Source organism: Planktothricoides sp. SR001, from assembly GCF_001276715.1.
Classification (GTDB): domain Bacteria; phylum Cyanobacteriota; class Cyanobacteriia; order Cyanobacteriales; family Laspinemataceae; genus Planktothricoides; species Planktothricoides raciborskii.
Map to the genome: position 1 here is coordinate 68,599 of NZ_LIUQ01000026.1, position 24,296 is coordinate 92,894.

Below are 24,296 nucleotides of genomic sequence, written 5' to 3' on the forward strand. Positions count from 1 at the left end.
AATCGTAATATGGGATAAAAAAAAGCCGACTGCTGATAAAAAACAATCGGCTTTTTTCTTAACAATGGTGATTTTTAATTTAGACTAGAAACCGCTGAACGCTTAACAGATTAAGTCGCCCAAAGTTTCTCGGACAAACATTAAGCCTTTTTCGGCTCCATTCACCAAGAATGTGATATATTTAGAGGCTTGATTCAGCTTCTTGGCATCAATAAACAGTTCTTGAGCGGGATATTTTTCAATCACCTCCAACAAAGAAACTTGGCGATCGTCTAGAACCGATAAACCAATGGAAGAACGCAACGCCTCAATTACATTTTTCCGAGAAGGTGTATGAATCACCTGGCCAATTTCAAAAAGAAACAACTCTCCCACAATGAAGTCCATTGCTTGATTCAAAAACATAGGACTGGGAGCGGTCACTTTCTGAGTCAGTGCCGTTCTAAACATCTCTGTATCATCACTAACAAAGCCAGAGATAAATCGAATCACCTTCGAGGCTTCGCCAGTTTCAGCAAAAGTCTCTAACTCAGACATGGGGATGGTCAATTTTTGTGGTCCATAAGTCAAAGTTACTTGTTGCACCACAGTTTGAGCAACAGTCTGGGGACTTTGAATAAACACCAAAGAAGTTGTAACTAAACAGACTGCCATTCCGAGAGCAACGAATTTATAGAGTCTTTGCGGTAAATTTCTCAACTTGTTCGCCACCCTTTTAAGAAAACTAAAAGGAAACTTCATGAATAGACTCCTGATACTAAATTCAGCGAAGTTTTCACTGATTTAAAAGTCGGGAGTTTGGGTTCTCCCATATCCCGACTTTTGAGATTTCAAATGCCTGACTTATTTGAGCCAACTAAACTTATCAGCACGAGAGCCAGCGAGAATATCGGGGATTTGAGTATCAGGTTGATAGCCAAACAAGTCATCGGTACATACGATGTCGTACATATAACCTCTGACCACTTCCGCCAGGGGAATCACTGTATCGGCAATCAAACGAACTCGGTTAACCGCATCGCTCACAAGCTCTCCTTGAACGGAAATCTGGCTGGCGGGATAAAACTCAAAAAGTTCTAACAAATTGATTTGGTCATTTCCGGCAGCATTCAAGAAACCGTCGGCCAAGTTTTCTACACTGTTCATCGTGCCGTCACCAATCACGGGATCGATGCGAGAAAGGATAAATTGTCCGATAGAACTGCTGAGAAATTTTTCAACAAATTTCTTCGGCAGAGGAATTTCTTGGCCTAAAGCTTCACGGAGAATGCTAATCTCATCACCACTGAGTTTTAAGCGATTTAATGCATCAGGAAGTGAACCTCTGCGGACGAAATTTTCGAGGTCTTGTAATGTGATAACTTCACGGACTCCTCGATAAATCAGATTGATTTCGTTAGCCGCAAGAGCGTTTTGAGTATTAAAGGAAAAAGTGGCAACGATCGCAACCACAAAAGCCAGAAACAAAGATAAACATCTTTTTCCGACTGTTTGAAAAAATTGGGTATTGGGACGAAGCTTTTGCATGAAGTCGCTCCGATATTTTATGTTCATGGGTAGACTCCTGAGAGTTTATTGCAAATTGTTTGCCAGTTTTACTTGCCAGTTTTACCGAGAGTTTATGCAAATTTTCCGTTGACCACAAAATTAGGTTAATATCTCGTGTGATACGGATTAAGGTCACTCATCTCAGTTCTGGCTCAGGTTGTCTGTGAATCCAAATAGTAGGACAATAAATTTCCTCTATCCCAGCTATACAGTTTATCTTGCTATTGTGCCACGAAACATTCTAGAGTCAACTTTTTTTCATAAAATTTCAAAAAATTTCAAAAAAAGTTGCTGGACACAGATAATTTTTTTGTGCGGTTCTAGAATAGCGTTCTAGAATCCCAATTTTCTGATGGGAAAACTCCTACACAAAATGCTGCAATTCGCCATAAATCTTTAGATAACGATAAATCAAGACGCCTAGGTCTATCTAGTTGTTCCCTGCATTAGGTTGACTACATCAAATTCAGGGGGTTAATTTTTAGGGAAGGGTTAAGGAAAGCGGCGACGCGGAGACAATACCATGAAAATATCGGATTGGGTACTGATATTTGTTGAAGAAGTGCTTAAGGTAATACTTCTAATATTTGCTAAAATGCTTGTGCCTAAATTAAGCAGCATATCGTTATTAATTTGTTGCGAATCTAAAAAATTGTTAACTAATGACAATAAAGAGCCAATATTTAGATATAAATAACCATGATTCGGACGAGGCAGTGGGCTGGTAGCGGTGGTAAAGTTAAAGGCTCGATCCAGACTTAAATATGGTTGGGGATGTAGTTCTTTTAAAGGGGTTAATCCCGTGGCGACCAGCAATGTTTGTTGATTTAACCAAGTATAGGAGAATAAGCTCTCCATTGCTTGTCTTTGGGGGTTAAAAACTTGCCATTCTGTAACCGTCTGACCATTGATAATTTCCTGTTTGAGGGTAATATTTTGCTCAGACGATCGCACCACCAATTGATCTAATCTTTGTAACGCTGTTTGGGCAGCGGCTGGATCTTTTGTTTCTAAAATTATCCCCAGGGCAAGCTGAAGTCGGGGATCAAAGGCGGGAAATAATCCTCCGGTTGAGGGAAATAAAAAGATCGCATATTCCCCATCTAACCAAGGAATCATATTTCCTTCCATATTTGTGGCCATCGAGTCACTTGTATTTCTCAGGGTTGACCAAACTTCAGCGATCGCTGGTTGATTTAATAAGCCACGAAAGAACCTTAAAAAGAGTTGGTTTAAGTTATTTCCCGATAAAGAAAAATAGGTTGCTGCGGGGATTTGACCATAAATATCATCGCCGACGGAATTCATCTCACTGGTGGCAATGGGGTTTTGATAATAAACCCGATATTGAGCCCGAAATCCTTCCGGTTGGAACCAAGCCAGAACTTCAGCACTACTATAAGTTTCTTCGAGTAATCCTAGGGTATTTTGTAAGTCTTGGATATTGGGGATTGCTACAGGAAAAGGTAAGCCGGTGGGGTCAAAGGTTTGATCCCAAAAACTTTTTGCTAATCCAGAGATTTCCCCATAACCAACAAAGAGCGATCGGTTAAAATCAGGATTTTCTAAAGTTCTTTGGAAATTGGGACTTTCCGCTAATTTCATTCCCCGATCGCGACTGTCCAACCACTGTTTAATCGCCTCTGGACTTGCCGCTGCTGCCAAATATCCAGGCACCACGGCGATCGCCAAGCCCGGAGTCACTTGTGGTGGAATCGCTTCTGGCAGGCTATTTTCCTGATTAGCCATCCAGGGGGCGATCGGCAGACTCTTGCTCCCGGTTTGCGGGGCTAAACCCTGACCAAGAATTGACTGAGACTGAGATTTGAGCAATTTTTCCCAAGACGGCCATTGAGAGAACATGGGGTGAGACAAAATGGGGCCAACTTTATTCATCTTTGGCCCTAAACTCCGAGAAAAAATCTGACCCGCAGAGTGACCCGGAGAGTTCGATTCATTCGATTCAGAAGATGCTGAGGATTCTGAGGGCAACGGCGACCTAGTTTGCTGGGCAGGAATCACTGTTTCTGGCCAGACCAAAATCTTCACCCCCTGGTATTCTTGCTCGATTGGGGGTGCCGATCGCTGCTGCTTGACTTGCTCGATAAATTGCGGCAAGGGGCTCGCATCAGTCACCGGCGCCAAGGTCAAAGTGCGATGACTGGCTGGACTGTCAGCCCGACTATCGGCGCCACTCTGGGAGGCGCTACTCTGGGAATTGGGCATCAAAACCTGAGCCGTCCAATCTCCTAACCAGGGCTTAATCTGTGTCGTAAAGTTAATTTCCGGCGGGAGATGCGGGACAAAGCCAGGAGGGGCAAAGTCTGCGGGGAGGGGTAAAAACCGACTCACATTTTCCCAGGCTTGGGGCTGGTTATTGAACAGCATCACCCCAGTAACGTTCGCGGGCAAAACTTGAGTCACCGACGGCGGGACTGGCACTGCCCCTGGTGCCTCAGTGGGTTGGGCTTGGGCGATCGCATATCCCGATTGTATTCCTAAAATACAAACCAATGGCATTGCTACACGATTGATCACCCGATGACTCTCCCTTGTAATTCAAATTGTCAGACTAGCATATTTGTCAGACTAGCATCCGTTTTCCGGTTTCGCAATCAATTCCTGAAAACCCAGGCTCTTATGTAATCATTTCTTAATATAAACGGTGATTTTCTGCGAGAATCGTCCCCTGGAAGCCATATGTTAATTTAAAGGATTCATTAACCGACCGATAAATAAAATACTGTCCGATTCATTATCTTGAATTAAAAAAATAAATGGATGGTCAGCACGAAAAGTGGTTGTCGGAGCCGTGCTCCGACTAGCGGCAATCACCCCTGATGCACCTCCTGCTTCTGTCCCCACTTCATTAACATTTAGGAAAGCTTTGTGAACAACTGTAGACAAATAAAGGTCGCCAGGGTTGCCATTCATCCCAGCAAAATTCGCTGCTTCTGGGTTAAAAGCAGTTGCCATTCCCATTTGGAAAAGAGTTTGTTTCAGATCAAATTCAGCAGTCATTTTGAACTTGGGTAGCCATAACTCTACCATGTACTCTTGATCCGCACAGTTAATAAACGGCTGTAACGTTTCTACACTGAGATTTTGTTCTAATTGCCCCAATCTTTCTAGGCTATTTGGTAACAAAATCAACATTGATAATCCATAGTCTACATAAAACAATCGTAAAACTTCTACTCCATCATAACTCCCATACCAAAAGCGATTTTTTTGATACATCATCGGCACAATAACCTGTTGACCAGATTCGGTTGTAAATAAATTTTCTTCAGTGTATTGGCTCTGAAAAGGTGACAGCCAATTGCCCTCAAAATAGATAGCATTGGTTAACACTAAGCGAGTAGAATTATTCAAGACCCCTTCCGGGATTAAATCTTTAATATTTTCTTCAGTTTTTTGAGCAATCCACTCATTAATCGTATCGCGAGCCAGGTCTGGCTGATGTTGAAAATCTACTTCAGCAAAAGGTGATCCATAATATTCTTGGGTCAAGTTCATAAAACTTGCTAAAAAACCATAATTTTGTTGCCCCCAAAGTCGATTAGCAATTTGCAGTTTATATCCGGCTGATTTGTCCAAAGCAATCAGGTTTGCCAATTGACTGAAAGCAGAATGAATCGCCGGTGATGGCAAACGAAAATGTAGCAAATCTGCCATTTCTTCGGCGGTTTGTCCGGCAGCGCCTGCGTAAGTCATGGCCAAAGCTGTAGACAAACTATAAGGGGAAAAAAATAAGTTTCCTTGGGTTTGAGATAAGTGCTGATAGAGGTCAAGAGCAAAGCGATTATTGCCATCAGCAATTGTAGTCACATCAGGATCGATCATTTTGATTTCTGAAGCAATTTCTTCACTACTGGTTACAGAAAAACTCAGAAAACTATCCCTTGAACCGGGTTGATAAGTCAAGGTGAGTAAACCAGCGACAATTGTCGCTAACCTAGTGATTAAATATTTCATAGTGCTGAATATTTGCTGAATATTTGCTGAATATTTGCTGAATATTTGCTGAATATTTGCTGAATATTTTGTTTGGGATTTGTTAAAGGAAAGTGTCCGGGCAATCTCCGCTTGTCCTTGATTCAATTTACACCCTGTTTTTGAGGCAAATGTCAGCGGTCTTTCCCGGCTGAAAAGTCTGAGCTTAAAACCGGGGGCGATGACGATGAAAAGTTTGAGCATCAGCGAGAGTGCCGAAAGGCTAATCTGCCGATCGCAACGGAGCGATCGCCGTCAAAATCAGCCACTTCATCTAGATTGTCCATTGATCAGAAGCGACTTTCCCCCAACTAAACACCCTATCCGATTCTAACCAACTGGCTGCTTGCAACGGCTCAACAGAATCAACTGTAGCATTTTCCAACTGATAACGCTAAAGGAAAAGGAATTGTTTCCAAGTCTATGGGACTCCTCAACTCTCTATCAGTCATGGGGCAGACTTCTTGCCCTCAATCCAGCAAACCGGATCAACGATCGATTCTCAAACCAATCTCAGACTAATCTCAGACCAATCTCAGACCAATCTCAGACCAATCTCAGACCAATCTCAGACTAATCTCAGACTGAATATTGCCAAACATTGCCAAACAATCTAACGGAGAGTTTTTCACAATATATATCAAATATAAAAAGCAGCTTTTTTGTGATAATTTAACATTAATTAAATGTATAGTTAAACTCCAAATTTATTTTTTTATATCTAAACAATAAATAGCCATAATAGCCATATTTTTAAATCTAGTTATTTTTTATATAATGATTTTTATCCTGTTATATGGGTAAATAATTACCTCAAAAAAACTTGCTTCATATTTAAAACAAAGCCAGATAAAATATTATCGCCAGATAAAAAATCCGGCATTTGCTTTCTTTGAATTGAGTTACCCTGGGCATAAATTTCAATATTTTTCAGCATTGGATCGATTAACCAGCCTAACTTAACCCCCTGATTTTGGTACTCCTGCATTTTTAGCTGAAGTCTAGCCCAATTAGCATCAGAGTCCAGTAACTCTAAGACAAAATCAGGACATAATTGAATCAGCTTTTCCCGGTTTGTTCTAGGGAACTGAGAAAATCTTTCGGCGCTGATCCACGCTAAATTAGGACTACGAATCGAGCCATTTGGCAATTTAAAAGCCGTCACTTCGTCGAAAATGACGCCGTACTGAGTTTGTTGATTCCAAGTCCAAATTTGACTGGCGATCGCCCAACTCCACTGTTGAGTTTGATGGTCTGGTTGATTAAAAATCAATAAGCTTCCTTCAACGGTGCGCTCAAATTTATAATTTGGGTTCGTTCGGCAAATCTCCAGAAATTCCCTATCGTTTAAATCAATCAGATTTGTTAAGTTTAATTGCATGAATCTCATATCATGGATGAAAATTTGAGGACTGTTAGGCAATCTATTTAGATTAATTTAGTTTATCTAAAAATTTACGGTTTTGCATCTACCAGTCCCCAAAGATACCAGATTCTGGTGCAAAACCGAAGAATGTCATGTTGCGGGGTCAGACCCACAATCAAGGCGAATACATCTGATCTGGTTTCGGATCCCAGGTTTTCCGGGGGGCGATCGCGGTTGGTAAAGGCTGAAACTATTAACCGGATAGGATTTTAGGCGATTGAAAAAAAATTAAAAAATTTTTGGCAAAACTCTAGACATTTAGAAAAAATGTGCTAGTATAGTTAAGGTTCTAAAAAACAAGGCTCAGTAGCTCAGTGGTAGAGCAGGGGACTCATAAGCCCTTGGTCGCGTGTTCAAATCACGCCTGAGCCATATACACCGCAAGGGTTTCAGCCCTTGCGGTATTTTTTTGTCCCGCACCATGCTACGATTTTGTTACGGTTTTTATACTTTTAAAAAGTGAAACTCCCTATCTGCAAGGCTTAGGGAGATTTTGTTACGATTTTGCTACAATTTTGCTATATTTTGGCTCTAAACGCAGCAAGCACATCGTCGAATGGCAATAGACTGGCGGCTTATTTTCTTTGATTGGTCATCAGTTTATGGGCAAGGTGCTGAGAGAAAAGTGGATGAATGAAGCGATAAGCAAAATGGTTATAACTCCGCTGACGACCGCTGGGGATTCCTTTAATTTGTTGGAGAAATAAACAGGTTTTGCCATCGTTGAGCAATTGCCGATATTGCCAAGGAATGCGCCGGTTAAACCAAAGAATTAGATGTAGGGAAAATTGGTGAATTTCTGCGATTCCCCCAAAGGCGATCGCTAATAAAATACCGATGACCATACCACCAATGCACAGTTGCCACCCTTGAAAGTTTTTCCCTTGTAATATCCATAGAATCCATAACCAAAATATGCCCATTGGCAGAGTAATTGTGCCGTATGGCAGTAAATTTTTTAGCCATTGTTTTGCGGGGCGATCGCCGCCTCTAATTTGGTAAAGTAGCTGTGATTCGGTTGATGAAAATCCTCCGGTAAACAAGCTTACAAGGGCAAAAATTAACCCACCATTGACGGCAAATAGCAATCCATAAATTAGTCCCGAATCTTTGCCTAAAATTTGCCCAAATATATTCCCGGAAATTACGCCACAAATTACCGCAGATACCAGGGTTCCTACTGCGGCTATGATGCAGTTTTGTTGAGTAAAAGAAAAAGCCGGTTTTGGGGGAATTAAATATTGCCTAAAAATCCCGGCAATGACTCCCATGATGCCTCCCAGACTTGCCCCAAAGACAAATCCAAAGGTGCGATCGAAGATTACCCAAAAAATTACCCCGGCAATTCCCCCAGCAATTAACGCCATAATTAAGATACTGAGAATTTTTTCTAACGGGTTTTCTAGCCAGCTATCTTCTAAATGATAAAATTCCGGTTGCTTTTGGTTAAGAGATTTTTGCGCTAACCAAGAAAGCGATCGAAACATATCTTTTTTTGATAACTTTTCCTCGGTGTGATTATCACTTTTATGCATAATTTTTAGACCTGTTCTTACATAAGCATCCCAAAGATAGCTAAGTCTTTCTGACTGATTTTTACCCGCTTGCCATTCTGGGAGATTAATTTCTCTAGCGGCGATAATGATTAAATTTAAAAATAGTGGTATTTCGGCAATTTGAGTTAAATTAGGATTTGGGTGAATGCCATTCCATAAATATTCACAGTCACTTTGGACTAAATAATGATAAACCGAGTTTAGGGTGAGGGGCTGTAAGTCGATGCAACGATCAATATTAACAATAGATAGCTGAGTTTGCTGCGGGTTTAGTCCCGCACAAATCACTAAGCTTCCTGACCAATGATGGCATAAAAAGTGATTTATTTGTTGGATAAATTTATCCGCTGCATGGTCGTCTAGTTCATCTAATCCATCAAATAAAATAATCACTTGATCCGGTTTAAGTAAATTTTTGGCCGTTTGCCGATTTAGGTGATATTTTAGTTTGAGCATAGACAGAATCCAAGAGGCGATCGCCGGTTGGTTATTTTGCCAAGAGGAAATATCCAGTAAAATTGGCAATGGTACACCTGAATTGTTCATTGCCCGGTTGAGCAATTCCTTGGCTAACTGTAAAAGTAACGTAGTTTTACCCGAACCCTGCACCCCCCGAATCAAAATTTTTTCGGGAATTGACGAATCAACCAAAATTTCGGCAATATTGGCTGATTTTAACAGCGTTGCTTCTGATTTATTTCCCCGATATCGGTAAATTTTTCCAGGAATATCTAGAGGACAAGGTTTGGTTTTTGGGTCGATATTTCTTTGATAAATTCGCTGATGTAAAGCTTGGTGAAGTCGCGATTCAACTTCTAGATGAATGGCTTTTAGCATAATTTCTAGCAGGCGATCGCTGCTCATAATTATTTCTCCAATATAATTTGAGTAATTTACTTTCATTTTAAAATAACTTGAGCGATCAGGGCAACCTCAAGGGTCAGAAATTGCCCGATTTTTCCAGGGAATAGCAAATTGGGATATCTAATGGATATAAATAATATAAATAATATAAATATACATATAAATATACCCGTCCTGGCGAAGCATTCGCGGATATACCTCTACGACAAATACAACGGTTTTATGCTGTATATAAATATACCCGTCCTGGCGAAGCATTCGCGGATATACCTCTACGACAAATACAATCGTTTTCGTTCCGGTAAGCTTTCGCCATGCCAAAGGCTATATGCTTTGCCTCTACATATACGCAAATACAACGGTTTTATGCTGTATATAAATATAGTCCGAAGGGCGAAGCATTCGCGGATATATTTATACGAAAAATACAATGGTTTTAGGCGCGAATGCTTTGCCCCTACTACATCTAGGCAAATACAACGATTTTAACGGCAATTGGTTAAATTGCTCGATCAAACGCTATAATAAATTATACCAATTTCCTGTAATCCAGAAACAAATCTCTAAGCTTATCAAGCGATCGGGAGGTTTGGGGAGATATAAAAACGAATCCTATGTCTAATTCTGAACCACTTTCTGATAGTGCAATTAATGGCCAAACAAATCCAGAAGACCGGGAACTGGAAGAAGCCATTTTAACTTTTGCGGATATTCAAGCCGACCTGAACTATAAACAAGCGAAAGACTCCCTAAGAGAATTAGTCATTCATCTTGATTTAACCCCCAAAGAACGGGAGGGGTTAGAGTCAGAAATTAGCGGCTTAGAAACCATGCTGGATAAATTAGAACGCACCGTAGTTCAGATTGCAGTATTTGGCATGGTGGGACGGGGAAAATCTTCTTTACTGAATGCTTTAGTCGGGGAAAATATCTTTGAAACAGGGCCAATTCATGGGGTGACACGCACTATTCAAGGAGTGAATTGGCGACTAGATCGATTTTCTGGCGATCGCGGCAATATTACTCAATTAACCCTTTCTGGCGTGGGGAATTCTCAAATAGAATTGATTGATACTCCGGGAATTGATGAAGTAGACGGAGAAACTCGCGAAACTTTAGCACGGAACTTAGCCGCGAAAGCAGATTTAATTTTATTTGCTTGTGCGGGGGATATTACCAAAGTCGAATATCGCGCCCTTTCCCAACTCAGAGATGCGGGAAAACCGATGTTATTAGTCTTTAATAAAATCGACCAATACCCGGAAGCTGACCGATTAGCGATTTATGAAACTATTCGCGATCGCCGAGTCCGCGAAATCTTATCTCCCGATGAAATTGTCATGGCTGCCGCCGCACCTTTAGTCGCCACGGCGGTTAAAAGACCCGATGGCACTTTTGGGGTAAAAATGGAACGGGGACAGCCACAAATTGAGGAATTAAAGTTAAAAATATTAGAAATATTAGACCGAGAAGGTAAATCTTTGGTCGCCTTAAATACCATGCTGTATGCGGGAGAAGTGAATGAGCAATTAGTCGAAAGAAAAATGAAAATTCGGGAAACCGCCGCCAACCGAGTTATCTGGAATGCCGCGATCGCCAAAGCCCTAGCCGTAGCCCTCAACCCCGTCACCATCATCGATCTTCTCAGTGGGGCGGCGATCGATGTCACCACCATCCTCACCTTATCCCGACTTTACGGCATTCCCATGACCCAACAGGGCGCCATCAACCTGCTGCAAAAAATCGCCCTCAGCATGGGTGGCATCACCGCCAGCGAACTCCTAGCCAACCTGGGACTATCCTCCCTCAAAGGCTTATTGGGCATTGCTGCCCCCGCCACAGGTGGCGCCTCCTTAGCCCCCTATCTTTCCGTGGCCATCACCCAAGCCGGAGTAGCTGGGGTGTCCTCCTACGGTATCGGTCAAGTCACAAAAGCCTATCTCGCGAATGGGGCATCCTGGGGGCCTGATGGACCAAAAGCGGTGGTGAGTCGGATTATTGAATCCCTCGATGAAACCTCAATTATGGGTCGAATCAAAGCCGAATTACAAGATAAATTATTTGGGCAGAAATTAGAGCTAGATTAAAGTAAATCAGAAACCAGAAATTCAGAAACCGGGTTTCTTTAATAAACCTTGGCTAAAATTCGTGAATGCAGAAACCCGGTTTATTGTTTTTTTTCACAGACTATTTATTTATGGATGAAAATTTTGATTTAGAAAATCATATTTTTCGCTCTCCGGCTTTTCAGAAGTTAATTGAAGAGTCAATCACGTTTTTTCAAGAAACTCCCGTGCAACCCCTGCCTCCGACAAAGCAATTCAATGGTACGGGAATTTATGGGTTATATTTGTCGGGTAATCATCCAATTTATCAAGCGATCGCCGATCAAAATAGAGAGAAATTTATTTTACCAATTTATATAGGAAAAGCTGTTCCGGCTGGTTGGCGTTAAGGTCGGATCACAGATAATAATTCTCCGGCTTTATATGCTCGACTCAGAGAACATTCTCGGAGTATTGAACAAGGAGAAAACTTAATTTTGTCTGACTTTAGCTGCCGATTTATGGTTTTGAATGACCAGGAAAGTAATTTAATTGGCACGGTTGAAGCCGCATTGATCCGATTATACAAGCCTTTGTGGAATTCTGTAATTGACGGTTTTGGGAACCATGACCCAGGAAAAGGACGATATGAGCAAGCTAAATCGGAATGGGACGTAATTCATCCGGGCAGAAATTGGGCAAAACGGCTCCGAGGTCAATCCCCAAACATTTATGATATTTTAATAAAAATTGAGAATTACTGTACCAGTTTAAAGTGAGGAATTGATGAGCGAAAAACTTTTCAACGTCGTTGAACTATTTGCCGGGGCAGGAGGGATGACTTTAGGCTTTGGTAAAGCCGGGTTTAACCACCATACTCTGATTGAATGGAATCCTCATGCTTTGGCAACATTAACCAGAAACCAAAACCATCACATTCACTTAATTGCCAATGGGCAAATTTATCCTGATGATGTGAGAACATTTGATTATGCCCAGATTAACCGTCCCATTCATTTAGTTACTGGCGGGCCACCGTGTCAGCCTTTTTCTATCGGGGGAAAACATCATGGCAATTCCGATCGCCGAGATATGTTTCCTGAAGCAATCCGGGCAGTTCGCGAACTAAAACCTGATGGATTCGTTTTTGAAAATGTCAAGGGAATTTTAAGAAAATCATTTGCGGAATATTTCGCCTATATTTTATTACAATTAACCTATCCTATCACGATGTGGGGGCAAGATGAATCTTGGCAAGAACATTTAGCCAGATTAGAGAATATCCATAAAAGAGGCATTAGTCAAGAGCTTACTTATAATGTGGTATGGCGATCGCTCAATGCGGCAAATTATGGAGTACCCCAAACCAGGGAAAGACTATTTATTGTGGGATTCAGAAGTGATTTAGGAATTGAATGGTCGTTTCCCGAACCGACGCATTCCCATGAGGAATTATTACGCAGTCAATGGGTTACAGGTGACTATTGGGAAAAACACCAAATTCCTCGGTCAAAAAGACCACAGCCACCGGAAAAATATCAGCGAAAAATTGAGCAAATTAGAGTATCTCCACCGCTTTTTAGCGATCGGTTGATCCGTCCTTGGCAAACAGTCCGAGATGCCATTAGTGATTTGCCCGATCCCACAATAGAAGGGAACAAAGCAAATATTTTTAATCACGATTTGCGACTGGGGGCGAAATCATACCCCGGACATACGGGTAGCTTAATTGATGAACCGGCAAAAACTCTCAAAGCGGGAGATCATGGTGTACCTGGTGGTGAAAATATGCTGCGACTCCCCGATGGTTCACTGCGATATTTTACCGTCAGAGAAAGTGCTCGATTACAAACATTTCCCGATGATTATTTAATCGCAGGTTCTTGGACAGAATCTATGCGTCAGTTGGGCAATGCCGTCCCCGTGATTTTATCAGAAATTATTGCTCAAAGTGTGGGCGATCGCTTGGTTCAAGTGGGAGAAGTTCAGAAACCGGGTTTCTGTTGTAAATATTAAAGTTAACGGTGAAATGCCACAAATAAACCCGATTTATTGGGTTCTGGATTGGGTGGCAAATCAGCCCATAAAATTCGTAGGGTGGGCAAAAACCTTTACCTACCCTACCATATATGATCGTGTAATTTTGCCCACCCTACAATATCAATACTTATTGATGCATAAATTTTGGCAAATGGTATAAATTTTTTTATATTTTAGTCGCAGGGAATCTGCCTTAATTATGTCTATCAAACGCGATCGCATCCTAGTAATTGACATTGAAGTAACTTGTTGGTCAGGAAAAATTCCCCCAGGACAAGAAAGTGAAATCATAGAAATTGGCATTGCCACCCTAGAAATTACTTCCGGTCAACCTTTAGAAAAAGATAGCATCTTAGTCCAACCCACTCGCTCAACGGTCAGTGAATTTTGCACCCAATTAACCACCATAACTCCAGCCCAAGTCAACCAAGGAATCCCCTTTGCGGAAGCTTGCCAAATTCTCCAGAAAAAATATCATGCCCCTGACCGGATTTGGGCTAGTTACGGCGAATACGATCGCACCCAATTCACCAAACAATGTCAAGCCTTTGGGGTTAAATATCCCTTTAACCCGCGACATATCAATGTCAAAAACTTATTCGCCATTATTTATGATTTGCCCAAAGAGGTAGGCATGAGTCAAGCCCTAGAAATGCTCAATATCCCCTTAGAAGGAACCCACCACCGAGGCATTGATGATGCTTGGAATATTGCCAAAATCTTATCTCATTTAATTCTCAAAGCCAGAAATCAAAACTTTCATTAAATGTAGGTGTAATTGTACAGCGGTTTTCAGATTACTAAACCACGATCAGGCCTGCGCCCAAGCGTAGGGGCGAATGGCCATTCGCCCCTACAGTTAATATTCTAAGTCATAATTTGTCTGCCGGAATGCTTCGCCCCTACAGGTGTTTGTGGTTTATTCAATAGAAAAGCGCTGTAAACCCGACACCTCTTACCCTGAGCCTGCCGAAGGGCGACACCTCTTACCCTGAGCCAGGCGAAGGGCGACACCCTACACAAATACCTCAAAATAAATATCTAAAAAAAATCTCGCAGAGGCGATCGCTGATGAATGTACCATAAACTCATAAATCAGCCAGCCCCAGAAACAACTATGGCAAAAAAGAAACAACCAACCATGAAAGCTGTGGTAATGACCGAAGCGGGGGGGCCAGAAGTGCTGCAACTGCAAGAAGTGCCCCGCCCCACAATAGAAAAAGACACCGACCTATTAGTGCGCCTCTATGCCGCCGGAATCAACCCCATTGACACCAAACTCCGCAAACGCGGCACCTTTTACCCCGACCAAACCCCAACTATTCTAGGCTGTGACGGGGCCGGAGTCGTCGAAGCCGTTGGGGAAGCGGTGGAACGGTTCCAAGTCGGGGACGAAATCTACTTCTGCCAAGGTGGACTCGGTGGGTCAAAAGGTAACTATGCCGAATATGCCGTAGTCGATGAACGGTTTGTCGCCAAAAAACCGACCACCGTCAGCTTTGCCCAAGCTGCCGCTGCGCCCTTAGTCCTAATCACCGCCTGGGAATCCCTCTACGATCGCGCCCGAATCGATGCCGGTCAAAAAGTCTTAATTCATGCCGGGGCAGGGGGCGTCGGTCACGTTGCCATCCAACTCGCCAAACTCAAAGGGGCTGAAGTCTGCACCACCGTTTCCTCCGAGGAAAAAGCCGCCTTTGTCCGCAACATGGGGGCAGACCTAGCCATCAACTACAAACAGAAAGATTTTGTCGAAGCGGTCTTAGAATGGACCCACGGCGAAGGAGTAGATATCGCCTTTGACACCGTAGGTGGTGAACTATTTGAAAAAACCTTTCCCGCTGTCAAAATTTATGGCGATATCGTAACAATTTTGTCCCCGGATCCGAGCACCAACTGGACTGTTGCCAGAAATCGCAATCTGCGGATGAGCATAGAACTGATGCTGACCCCCATGTTGGAAAATAATGTTCACTACCAGCAAGATCAGGCGACCATGTTACGAGATTGTGCCCGCATGATCGACAAAGGATCGTTAAAAATTCAGTTAACCAAGACTTTCCCCTTAGCAGAAGCAGCACAGGCACATACTTTGTTAGAGCAAGGTTCCATAACGGGTAAATTGGTTTTGGTTATGGACAGTTAAACCTTTTTCGTAATTGATTATTAGTTATTGGTTATTGGTGATGCTTGATTAAATAAAAAGTAACCAATAACTAATAATCAACAACCAATCAGATAGCCACAAATATAAAGATTTTCTGAGATAACTTGCCTAAATTCTCCGTAGGATATATATCTATAGCTATAGAGTGATAAAAATTTCATTGAAAAAATCAGATTTCCGCATCCACAGAGCCTGTCAAGAGTAATTTGTGCCAAGTTGCCTCAAGATGGCAGAGCCGTTGAGCAATTCATAACTGCAAGTTATCCTGATTTTTGGGAAAATAATTGAAAATCCTAGAAATCTCAAAGAAATGCTTTTGCTGTACTTTATTTAAACTGAAAAATTAATTTGGATCTAAAAAATACACCTTGGAGTATAGATAATATGAAAAAAAATTTAGATGATTACCAGGGTTCAATTTCTCAAAGGACAAAAAAGCATCGGCGATCGCTCAACCAATAGCATCGGTTTCTCTCTCTGAAAGAAGCTTATTTATCAAATTGCGGCGTTATCATCATAATTTATTTGACAAAATAGTTGATCTTGATAAATTTGATGAATCTGCTCCAACCAAAGAATTAAAAAATGATTATAATTTACCCGAAAAAAGCATCAATTTGACATCAATTTGCTTTTTTATCAGAGGAGTATAAACAACAAATAGAGATCCAGGAAGCTTTACTAGCCAATCAGAAATAGTTAGCCGAAAGATATGAAAATTTATTTAATAAATATAACCAAAAACTGAGGGAGCCAAATCTGACCGATCGCCAGCGCAACCGATATCAGAAATTATGGACTCACCTCCCAACCCCCCCTTCAAAGGGGGGGCAATAACTAACAACCCGATGGCGGTCAAAGGGGGGCAACAACCAAAGAATCCCTGCCCAATAACTAACAACAAATAACCAAATTTACCAACCCATTGTGCCTTTGCTGCCTTTAAATGGGCCAACAATATTGCTGGTAATCCAGCCACCATAGAAATCACCGGGTTGGGGCTGAACTCGCTCACCATCCACATAACAAGCATCCATTAAACTGGCATAAAAGGCATAGCATTCTTGAATGGGTAAAAAATTAGCCGTGGGTTTAACATAGCGCCATGCGGCAGAGGGCGATCGCCGATCGCCCACCTGCACATCGCAATACACACACAAGCCTTTCCACTCACACCAACTTTGGCGATCGGTTTCCGCTAAATGCTCGATTTTAATATCTTCACGGGGGATATAATAGACCGGCGGATGACTGGTTTCCAAGACTCTTTTGGCGCGGTGGCTGTCCGCAATAACCACATCATTAAAAATCACTTGAATATGCTTATCAAAGTCTTCCCAACGAGCGGGACGCGGGTAATCCCAAACTGATTCTTGTCCGGGTCCTGGGGGAATGGGTACTGGTCGCATAAATATTAACCTCCTGATTGATTTATATTAGTTATTAGCTATTAGTTAATAGCTATCAAATATTAATTAATAGCTATTAGTTATTTGGCGGTTCGCCCACCGAGCATCAATAACCAATAACTAATAGCCAATTCTTATTTTAACTGCTTTGAGTGAACATTTCGTGATCGAGAATGATTTCAAAGTCAGGGTCTTGCTGGACGATTTTGCGAATTTTGGGGTTAATATTAATGGCTCGTTGTAAGTTATCAATGACTAAATCAATGTCTTTTTTGATGGCATAACAACGAGCTTTTTCATACCAGGGTTCGGGATGCTCCGAATTGAGTTGGAGGGCTTTATTATAACAACCGATCGCGGTTTCATATTGTTTTAGTCTAGTGAAAGCAATGCCTCTTCCTAACCAAGCTTCATAGAAATCGGGATTGGTTTGCAAGGTCTTGTCATACATCTCAATTGCTTCTTCATATTCACCTTGCTGCAATAGTTCAGTAGCTTGCTTGAAATAAATGCCAAAAATTTCTTGAATTGGCTGATTAATCCGATCGTGTAATTTCCGGGATTCTTCTAAAGCGCTGCGAGTTTCTTGCAAAAGATTGTTGGTAGCAACGGCCATGGAAATGAGTTCATTAATTTGCGTGCTATTATCTATAGCTTTGGCGGGCGGTTGGGCGATCGCCAAGGCAGAACTATTCCTTTGTTGTGCCAAGTTTTCCACAAATTCTGCGGAAATTTCCGCTTTAATTTGCTCGCCAATTTCGGCCTTCAACTGGCCACTAATTTTTTGCTGGAGTTCACCAATCACAATTTTGGTTAAATTCTGACGTAATAGCCACAGAAAAAGCCAAGTGCCGCCAATCATAATCAGGATCGCCCCAAACAAAGCATAAAAAAAGCTGTTACGGCGGTCTAATGCCTGATTCACTTCCGTTCTAATTAAACTTTCTAGTTGCTGTTGTTCTGTGGTTGGGGTTGGTGCTGTTTCTGCCGCAGCCGTTTCTGGAGAAAGGGTTTGAGTGGGAACGGCTTCTGGTCCTGGTTGCGGTGAAGCCTCAGCCGCAGCAGTAGCCGAGGCAGGGTTTGCCTGGGTTGAGTGCGCCGCATTGGGAGTGACGGGGGAGGTAGAATTAGAGTTAATGAAGGGTTCAGTCATTGAACCCTTCGGGGTAGCCGGCGGCGAAGTGCTTGTACTGTTGCTGTTAAGCGGTTTTGGTGGGGGGGGTGGGGTGACCGACTCTGGGTTGGCATTGACACTGACGGTGGCAATCGAAAGGATCCCAGTGACCAACCCAAGGCTGGCGGGATACAAGAGCATTTTCACCAGATAATTTTTATGAGTCTTATGGGTCATGTTGATTTTACCTATTGAGAAATCACAGGACTTATATGGTTGTTTGTTATTGGTTGTTGGTTATTTGCTAGTTGCCTAACACGAATAACGAATAACGAATAACGAATAACGAATAACGAACAACCAATCTATTGCAGGAAAGATGATTGCTCATTGTGTTGTATTATCCGCTGAAAACGCGGGTCTTGGCGAATGGGGTCAAAATCTGCGTCAGCTTTGGCGAGGTCTAAGTAGGTTGCTTGATGGCGGCAAATGGCCTGTTGCAGGTTTTCGATCGCCCGATCCACATCTCCTTGAATACCATAACAACAGGCTTTGTTATACCAAATAGCCGGTTGATCCGGTTCCAGGGCGATCGCCCGATCGCAAGCGGCGATCGCCTCGGAATAACGCTGTAGTTTCATCAACATAGCCGCCCGATTATTTTGTACTATTGACTGCACCATTGGCCAATTGGGTTTTAATGTCAAAGCTTGATTATATGCGGCTAAGGCTTCGGGGTAGTTTCCCAGGTTGCCCAGGGCAATGCCGAGATAATTCCAAACCATCGCATCATCGGGACTTAGTTTGAGGGCGCGATCGTAGGCGGCGACGGCCTCGGAGTGCCGTTGCATCGCCGCGAGGACACAGCCAAATTGCACCCAAGCCGGGGTATAGTCGGGCTGGAGGTGAATCGCTTGTTCATAAGCGGCGATCGCCTCTGGATATTCACCGAGTTTGCTAAACGCCTGACCTAGGTGAACCCGAAATTCTGGGGAATTGGGTTTTAACTGAATCCCCAGCTTAAAACAAGTTAACGCCTCGGAGTAGCGTTGCAAACTCATTAATATCAAACCTCGGTCATGCCACGCGGCTAAATAGTTGGGATTTATTTGAGTAGCCCGTTCATAGCTGGCGATCGCCTCAGTGTATTGCTGTAATTGCACCAACGCCCCAGCCCGGTTATACCAAGCATCGGGGCAGTCTCCCCCTTGATGCAAAGCTTGGTCATAAGAAGCGATCGCCATCTCATATTCTTTCAGATAAAATAGCGCACAGCCTCGGTTCAACCACGCTTGACCCGACCCAGGATTCAGGGTAATACTTTGTTCAATTTTGGCGATCGCCTGGGCATAAAGACCTTTTACCAGCAGCGCATTGGCTTGTTCCAACAACTCCCCAGCCCGCATAGAATTAGAAATCGACTGACTTTCGGAGTTGATCAGCGAGTCTTCTGTTTGATTTTGAGTCAATAAACTGGGGCTTGTATCCGGTTCAAAAACCTGTGAATCTCGGATACTGCGGGAAAAACTACTCCAACCTGTTTCCGTGAGCCTGCCGGAGGCATAAGACTCACGACTTTGACTGGCTTTGTTCGTCTCATTTTCCAAATAGTCTTGTAGCCAGAATAAGCTATTTTGAGTTTCCACCAACAAATTTTTTAATTCGGTTAACGTTTCCAAAGTCAGTGGATCGATCGCTATTCTTTGATGGTTTTTCAGTCGGCTTAATCTAGCTAATATTAACAATATTCCCAGATTCACACAAGTAAATAATATAATCATATAAACTATAAACAAATATAAATTATTCTGATTATTACTTAACCATCTAATAATTCTATCCCCTGGACTTGCATCAATTGAATCCTCGATATCCGCTGAAGCCTCGCTGAAATCAGATTCTGATTCTGATTCGGATATTGATTCTGATATTGATAACGATGGTTCCAGGGATTCCGGTGCGGACGCCAATGCTGCTTGGGAAAAATTGACAGAATTACTTTGTAACCATAATATAACGTTTCCCTGGTTGGCATACACTGAATTAATCTGGGGATGTTTTTTCATAATTAAGCCCCCAAAATAAATTAACCCTATCACTATGCATGAACCAGTGGTACTCTGGATTTTTTGAATATTTATCCGATGCCGATTCCAATGTTTATTTTTCATAAATAACCTCCTTAAACAGCTAATTTTTTTTCTTTCATATTGAGCAATTGTGAGCAATTAAATAGCAACGGGCTGGTGGCATCGGTTAGCACCGATGGAAGCAGAAATAGAGCCTGGAGAATATCGGATTTAAGCAACCATCCTCCCGAAATGGTGTATGCCCTAGTCTCCAGGGATAATACTGGAACCCCCCTATGGGAATCAGAGGAAACAATTATGGTTTTACTAGAGTTTTATTTAAGTTTGACTAGAGTTTGACTAGACTTTTACTAGAGTTTTATAAGGATCTTACGAGGGTTTTACGAGGGTTGTCCTAGGCTTGTCCTAGGTTTTGACCCAGAGGAGACGCTGGCGATGCTTCTCCTGATTAGGGTTCAGTAGCTTGGTACTGTAAGTTTTAGAGAGCGGTCGTGTACCTCAAAAGAAAATCTAGACTCTAAAATATTATTAATATGGCAACAGAAAAGAACAATCACCCAATTGTGAATAACAAGAAAAATAAGATATCTGTATTAATTGGACTAGGAGTTGGCGCTCTATTACTGGGCGCAGCGATGCCTACGGTTAAATGGACAGGATTTGGGCAGCATAAAGTTGAGAGTTTGAAAATCCATGATGCAGACTCGGCGGTGCTGAAACTAGCCCTGTGGTCGCCCCAAGACAGATCGCCAGAACTCGCCAGCATCGCGGCTAATGGCCACTCACTCGATCGCAGTCGGGCTAGGTATTTACTTGCCGTTGACCAGATCCAACTGGGTCAAGGAGAAGCGGCACTCAAATATCTGGATGAACTAGAAAAAAGTTACCAAATTTTAGCCCCCTATATTTTGAAGCAACGAGCCATTGCTTATGAAATGATCGGCAACAGTCAGTCAGCCCAGAAAACTTGGCAAACCCTAGTCAAAGATTATCCTAATTCGCCGGTTGTGGCCGAAGCCTTGTATAAACTAGGTCAGACTAATCCCGAATATTGGCAACAAGCGATCGCCGAGTTTCCCAGTCACCCGCGCACCGTAGAAATGGCGGTTCAGTTATTAAAACAGCCATCCTTATCCCCGGAACTGGATAAAAGCTTACGACTTTTGATTGCTCAATATGGTCTGCACTTGCCGGATATTGTCAATTATCTGGATCAATTAACCAGCAAATATGCCTCCAGGCTCACCCCCGAAGAGTGGGAAGTGATTGGATTTGCCTATTGGGAAAAACAAGAATATGGCAAAGGTGGCGCCGCCTATCGCCAAGCCACGCGCACCCCGCAAAATGCTTACCGGGCAGCGCGGGGACTGTGGCTGGGAAATAAAGAAAAAGAGGCGATCGCCGAATATAAAAAATTAAACGCCGAATTCCCCGACAGTGAAGACAACGCCCTAGGGCTATTGCGACTGGCTAGACTCCTGGAGCCCAAAGAAGCCATTCCTTATTTAGATCAAGTCATTGCTAAATTTCCCCAACGGGCAGCGGAAGCCTTGTTAGACCGAGCCAACCGACTAGAGCAACTGGGCAGCAGTCAATCGGCGGAACAAGCGCGAGAATCGGTGTTAACCCAATATAGCAACTCCAACCAAGCGGCAGAATTGCGTTGGCAAAAAGCCCAAAACCTGGCCAAAGCCGGTGACTATGCCGGTGCTTGGAAATGGGGTGTGGCTTTGGGCAAAGAAAACCCAAACAGCGAACTCGCGCCCAAAGCGAGCTTCTGGGTGGGAAAATGGGCGCAGCGCCTGGGCAAAGCCCAAGAAGCGAAAACCGCTTTTGAATATGTCTTAGCCAAATATCCAGATTCTTACTATGCCTGGAGATCGGCGGTGAATTTGGGTTGGGATGTGGGAGATTTTACCAATGTGCGATCGCACAACCCCGAAGTGGTCAAACCCCATCAGCGATCGATTTTACCTGCGGGGTCTAAAGTCTTACATGAACTCTATCAACTCGGTCTGGATCAAGACGCCTGGACTTTGTGGCAAAAAGAATTTAAGAACCGCATCAACCCCACTGTTCCCGAACAATTTACCGATGGCGTAATCCGGATCGGCATCGGCGACAACTTAGATGGGATGTTCATGCTTTCTAGTTTATCGCAGCGAACTAAACCGGAAGAAATTGCCCAATATCAGGAACTCAGAAAAACCACCCTCTATGGAGAAGCCCTTTATCCATTTCCCTATCAGGATATAATTCTCAACTGGTCAAACCAGCGACAACTCAACCCCCTACTGGTGACAGCCTTAATCCGCCAAGAATCTCGATTTATGCCCAAAATTAAATCCTGGGTTGGGGCGACCGGACTAATGCAAGTGATGCCCGAAACTGGGGAATGGATTGCCAGCAAAATCAACGTTAAAGAATATAACCTAGAAAAACCAGAAGACAACATTAAATTCGGGACTTGGTACTTAGACTATACCCATCGAGAATATCAAAATAACTCTATGTTGGCAGTCGCCAGTTACAATGCTGGTCCCGGTAGTGTTGCCGACTGGTTAAAGCGATTTGGCTGGAACGATCCCGATGAATTTCACGAAAAAATCCCTTTTCCAGAAACTAAAGGGTATGTCGAGCACGTCTTTGGCAATTACTGGAATTATCTGAGACTTTATAATCCAGAAGTAGCTAAACGCTTAAATCCTTAATTGTTCTGCGATCGCCCAAAAAATCTCCTCATCTTTTCCGCAGCGAGGGGCGCTTGGACGTAGCGCCCCTACATAATCTGTTGATTTGCTTCTTTGGGCGCAATGCTTGCGCTCCTAGATAAGTTATATTAATCTAAAAAATATTACCAATTTCAAAATAATCCAGAGTCGGTTTTAACCGACTTGCGCTATTAGCCGGGGGTTTTAACCCCTGGGGATTTATCTACCCCCGCAATTAACCGACGATTGCGGGGATTAAAATCCCCGTAGGGGTCAACGGCCGTTGACCCCTACAGTCGGTTAAAGGGGTTTTAACCCCCGGGGATTTATGTACCCCCGCAATTAACCGACGATTGCGGGGATTAAAATCCCCGTAGGGGTCAACGGCCGTTGACCCCTACAGTCGGTTAAAGGGGTTTTAACCCCCGGGGATTTATCTACCCCCTTTACCGATCTTCATTCTCTGCTATTCTGCTTCACCTATTAAAGTAAACGCCGCCCAATAATAAGGATCAGGATATTGATTTTTCATCGTTAACATCGCTTGTCGTAACGCTTGGGCTTTGTTGGGTGTCGTCTGTAAGTTCTGATAAAATTGTACCATCAATTGAGAGGTTGTTCGATCATCTACAGCCCATAACGACATCACTAAACTCGGAACTCCTGCATTCAAAAACGAACGAGATAACCCAATCATCCCATCCCCGGTTAACTGTCCAAGTCCAGTGTCACAGGCACTTAAAACCACTAATTCTGCATTTAATTTTAAGTCAAAAATTTCATCCGCCGTTAATAATCCATCCTCCGAACCCCCAGGAGTTAACGCTACGCCACTATTTAAAGGTTGAATATTATCAACAAATCCGTGAGTAGCAAAATGAATAATTCGAGCAGTTTTCAAGCGTTCAACTACCGTTGATTCTGTTGCATTGGCTCCAATTAAAGCCGAAGTATTGAACATTTTAGCAATCTCAATCGCTTCTTTTTCAGCATAGTGAAGGGGGGCTAACGGTTTAGGTTCTTCCCCTGGACTCGGTGCAAGTTTCGGCATTTGCGGATTACCCACAATCACAATATCTTGGGCAGAAGAAGATAAATTTTGCCGTTTTTTGTGAGTTGTTTCTAACACAGTAATGGCAGGAGACATTAAAATTGTATGTTTTTCAATTAAGAATTTTCCTTCTTCATCTACCAAAGCAGCAAAAGGTAGATAAAATAAAGCATCTGTGGGAACAAAAATCACTCGTTCATCTGGGTTAGTCGGTAATAAATCTTCAATGGGTTTAATTAACAGTTTATGGAGTTTTTTTTACTCTCGATATTGATGCGGATT

Annotated in this window: 15 protein-coding genes, 1 tRNA gene and 1 pseudogene; 7 read left to right on the forward strand and 10 right to left on the reverse strand. The window is 42.7% G+C overall.

The genetic code is table 11. The features are described 5' to 3' along the window. Positions 1–102 precede the first annotated feature (102 nt). The 5 genes from AM228_RS16125 to AM228_RS16145 form a co-directional block, all read right to left on the reverse strand. Positions 103–741, reverse strand: coding sequence for an alpha/beta hydrolase (locus AM228_RS16125; RefSeq protein WP_082348912.1), 639 nt, complete (start codon positions 739–741; stop codon positions 103–105). Positions 742–843: 102 nt separating this feature from the next. Further along, a complete protein-coding gene (locus AM228_RS16130; protein WP_082348913.1) occupies positions 844–1,554 on the reverse strand; it encodes an alpha/beta hydrolase in 711 nt (236 codons plus the stop codon). Between the two features lie 486 nt (positions 1,555–2,040). Then, positions 2,041–4,068, reverse strand: a complete 2,028-nt coding sequence (locus AM228_RS16135) for a DUF3352 domain-containing protein (RefSeq protein WP_054467121.1) — start codon at positions 4,066–4,068, stop codon at positions 2,041–2,043. A 183-nt stretch (positions 4,069–4,251) separates the two neighbouring features. Next, complete coding sequence (locus AM228_RS16140; RefSeq protein WP_072160798.1) at positions 4,252–5,526, reverse strand: serpin family protein; 1,275 nt, start codon at positions 5,524–5,526, stop codon at positions 4,252–4,254. An 826-nt stretch (positions 5,527–6,352) separates the two neighbouring features. Next, the gene (locus AM228_RS16145; protein WP_054467123.1) at positions 6,353–6,925 is read right to left on the reverse strand and encodes a Uma2 family endonuclease; all 573 of its coding nucleotides are present in this window, start codon (positions 6,923–6,925) and stop codon (positions 6,353–6,355) included. 345 nt (positions 6,926–7,270) lie between these two features. Between AM228_RS16145 and AM228_RS16150 the strand changes: the two genes are divergently transcribed. Next, positions 7,271–7,342, forward strand: a tRNA-Met gene (locus tag AM228_RS16150). Between the two features lie 203 nt (positions 7,343–7,545). Here the strand turns inward: AM228_RS16150 and AM228_RS16155 are convergent. After that, complete coding sequence (locus tag AM228_RS16155; protein WP_054467124.1) at positions 7,546–9,429, reverse strand: NACHT domain-containing NTPase; 1,884 nt, start codon at positions 9,427–9,429, stop codon at positions 7,546–7,548. A gap of 575 nt (positions 9,430–10,004) precedes the next feature. Between AM228_RS16155 and AM228_RS16165 the strand changes: the two genes are divergently transcribed. The 5 genes and pseudogenes from AM228_RS16165 (at position 10,005) to AM228_RS16185 (ending at position 15,618) form a co-directional block, all read left to right on the forward strand. Next, positions 10,005–11,477, forward strand: a complete 1,473-nt coding sequence (locus AM228_RS16165) for a GTP-binding protein (protein WP_054467126.1) — start codon at positions 10,005–10,007, stop codon at positions 11,475–11,477. Positions 11,478–11,587: 110 nt separating this feature from the next. After that, positions 11,588–12,214 (forward strand): annotated as a pseudogene (locus tag AM228_RS35330) (Eco29kI family restriction endonuclease). A gap of 7 nt (positions 12,215–12,221) precedes the next feature. Beyond that, complete coding sequence (locus AM228_RS16175) at positions 12,222–13,451, forward strand: DNA cytosine methyltransferase (RefSeq protein WP_054467127.1); 1,230 nt, start codon at positions 12,222–12,224, stop codon at positions 13,449–13,451. 223 nt (positions 13,452–13,674) lie between these two features. Next, positions 13,675–14,241: a 3'-5' exonuclease gene (locus AM228_RS16180; protein WP_054467128.1), complete on the forward strand. Its 567-nt coding sequence runs from the start codon at positions 13,675–13,677 to the stop codon at positions 14,239–14,241. Between the two features lie 375 nt (positions 14,242–14,616). Continuing rightward, the gene (locus AM228_RS16185) at positions 14,617–15,618 is read left to right on the forward strand and encodes a zinc-dependent alcohol dehydrogenase family protein (RefSeq protein WP_054467137.1); all 1,002 of its coding nucleotides are present in this window, start codon (positions 14,617–14,619) and stop codon (positions 15,616–15,618) included. Positions 15,619–16,553: 935 nt separating this feature from the next. Here the strand turns inward: AM228_RS16185 and AM228_RS16195 are convergent. The 3 genes from AM228_RS16195 to AM228_RS16205 all read right to left on the reverse strand — a co-directional run bounded on the left by AM228_RS16195 (position 16,554) and on the right by AM228_RS16205 (position 20,333). Next, a complete protein-coding gene (locus AM228_RS16195; RefSeq protein ID WP_054467130.1) occupies positions 16,554–17,048 on the reverse strand; it encodes a DUF427 domain-containing protein in 495 nt (164 codons plus the stop codon). Between the two features lie 139 nt (positions 17,049–17,187). Beyond that, entirely contained in the window at positions 17,188–18,399 is a 1,212-nt protein-coding gene (locus AM228_RS16200; protein WP_054467131.1) for a tetratricopeptide repeat protein, read from the reverse strand. Between the two features lie 128 nt (positions 18,400–18,527). Next, a complete protein-coding gene (locus AM228_RS16205; protein ID WP_054467132.1) occupies positions 18,528–20,333 on the reverse strand; it encodes a tetratricopeptide repeat protein in 1,806 nt (601 codons plus the stop codon). Between the two features lie 452 nt (positions 20,334–20,785). On the opposite strand from AM228_RS16205, the gene AM228_RS16210 reads away from it, so the two are divergent. Further along, positions 20,786–22,963 carry a transglycosylase SLT domain-containing protein gene (locus AM228_RS16210; protein WP_190880870.1) on the forward strand — a complete coding sequence of 726 codons (2,178 nt, stop codon included), beginning with the start codon at positions 20,786–20,788 and terminating at the stop codon, positions 22,961–22,963. Between the two features lie 466 nt (positions 22,964–23,429). On the opposite strand, the gene AM228_RS16215 is transcribed toward AM228_RS16210, so the two are convergent. Then, complete coding sequence (locus AM228_RS16215; RefSeq protein ID WP_255353208.1) at positions 23,430–24,257, reverse strand: CHAT domain-containing protein; 828 nt, start codon at positions 24,255–24,257, stop codon at positions 23,430–23,432. Positions 24,258–24,296: the final 39 nt, after the last annotated feature.

Bases quoted from the DNA above. Each gene is read 5' to 3' on its own strand.
- AM228_RS16155 (WP_054467124.1), bottom strand. From the start codon at position 9,429: ATGAAAGTAAATTACTCAAATTATATTGGAGAAATAATTATGAGCAGC.
- AM228_RS16185 (WP_054467137.1), top strand. From the start codon at position 14,617: ATGAAAGCTGTGGTAATGACCGAAGCGGGGGGGCCAGAAGTGCTGCAA.
- AM228_RS16145 (WP_054467123.1), bottom strand. From the start codon at position 6,925: ATGCAATTAAACTTAACAAATCTGATTGATTTAAACGATAGGGAATTT.
- AM228_RS16210 (WP_190880870.1), top strand. From the start codon at position 20,786: ATGGCAACAGAAAAGAACAATCACCCAATTGTGAATAACAAGAAAAAT.
- AM228_RS16130 (WP_082348913.1), bottom strand. From the start codon at position 1,554: ATGAACATAAAATATCGGAGCGACTTCATGCAAAAGCTTCGTCCCAAT.
- AM228_RS16175 (WP_054467127.1), top strand. From the start codon at position 12,222: ATGAGCGAAAAACTTTTCAACGTCGTTGAACTATTTGCCGGGGCAGGA.
- AM228_RS16125 (WP_082348912.1), bottom strand. From the start codon at position 741: ATGAAGTTTCCTTTTAGTTTTCTTAAAAGGGTGGCGAACAAGTTGAGA.
- AM228_RS16165 (WP_054467126.1), top strand. From the start codon at position 10,005: ATGTCTAATTCTGAACCACTTTCTGATAGTGCAATTAATGGCCAAACA.
- AM228_RS16140 (WP_072160798.1), bottom strand. From the start codon at position 5,526: ATGAAATATTTAATCACTAGGTTAGCGACAATTGTCGCTGGTTTACTC.
- AM228_RS16195 (WP_054467130.1), bottom strand. From the start codon at position 17,048: ATGCGACCAGTACCCATTCCCCCAGGACCCGGACAAGAATCAGTTTGG.
- AM228_RS16135 (WP_054467121.1), bottom strand. From the start codon at position 4,068: ATGCCATTGGTTTGTATTTTAGGAATACAATCGGGATATGCGATCGCC.
- AM228_RS16205 (WP_054467132.1), bottom strand. From the start codon at position 20,333: ATGAAAAATAAACATTGGAATCGGCATCGGATAAATATTCAAAAAATC.
- AM228_RS16180 (WP_054467128.1), top strand. From the start codon at position 13,675: ATGTCTATCAAACGCGATCGCATCCTAGTAATTGACATTGAAGTAACT.
- AM228_RS16200 (WP_054467131.1), bottom strand. From the start codon at position 18,399: ATGACCCATAAGACTCATAAAAATTATCTGGTGAAAATGCTCTTGTAT.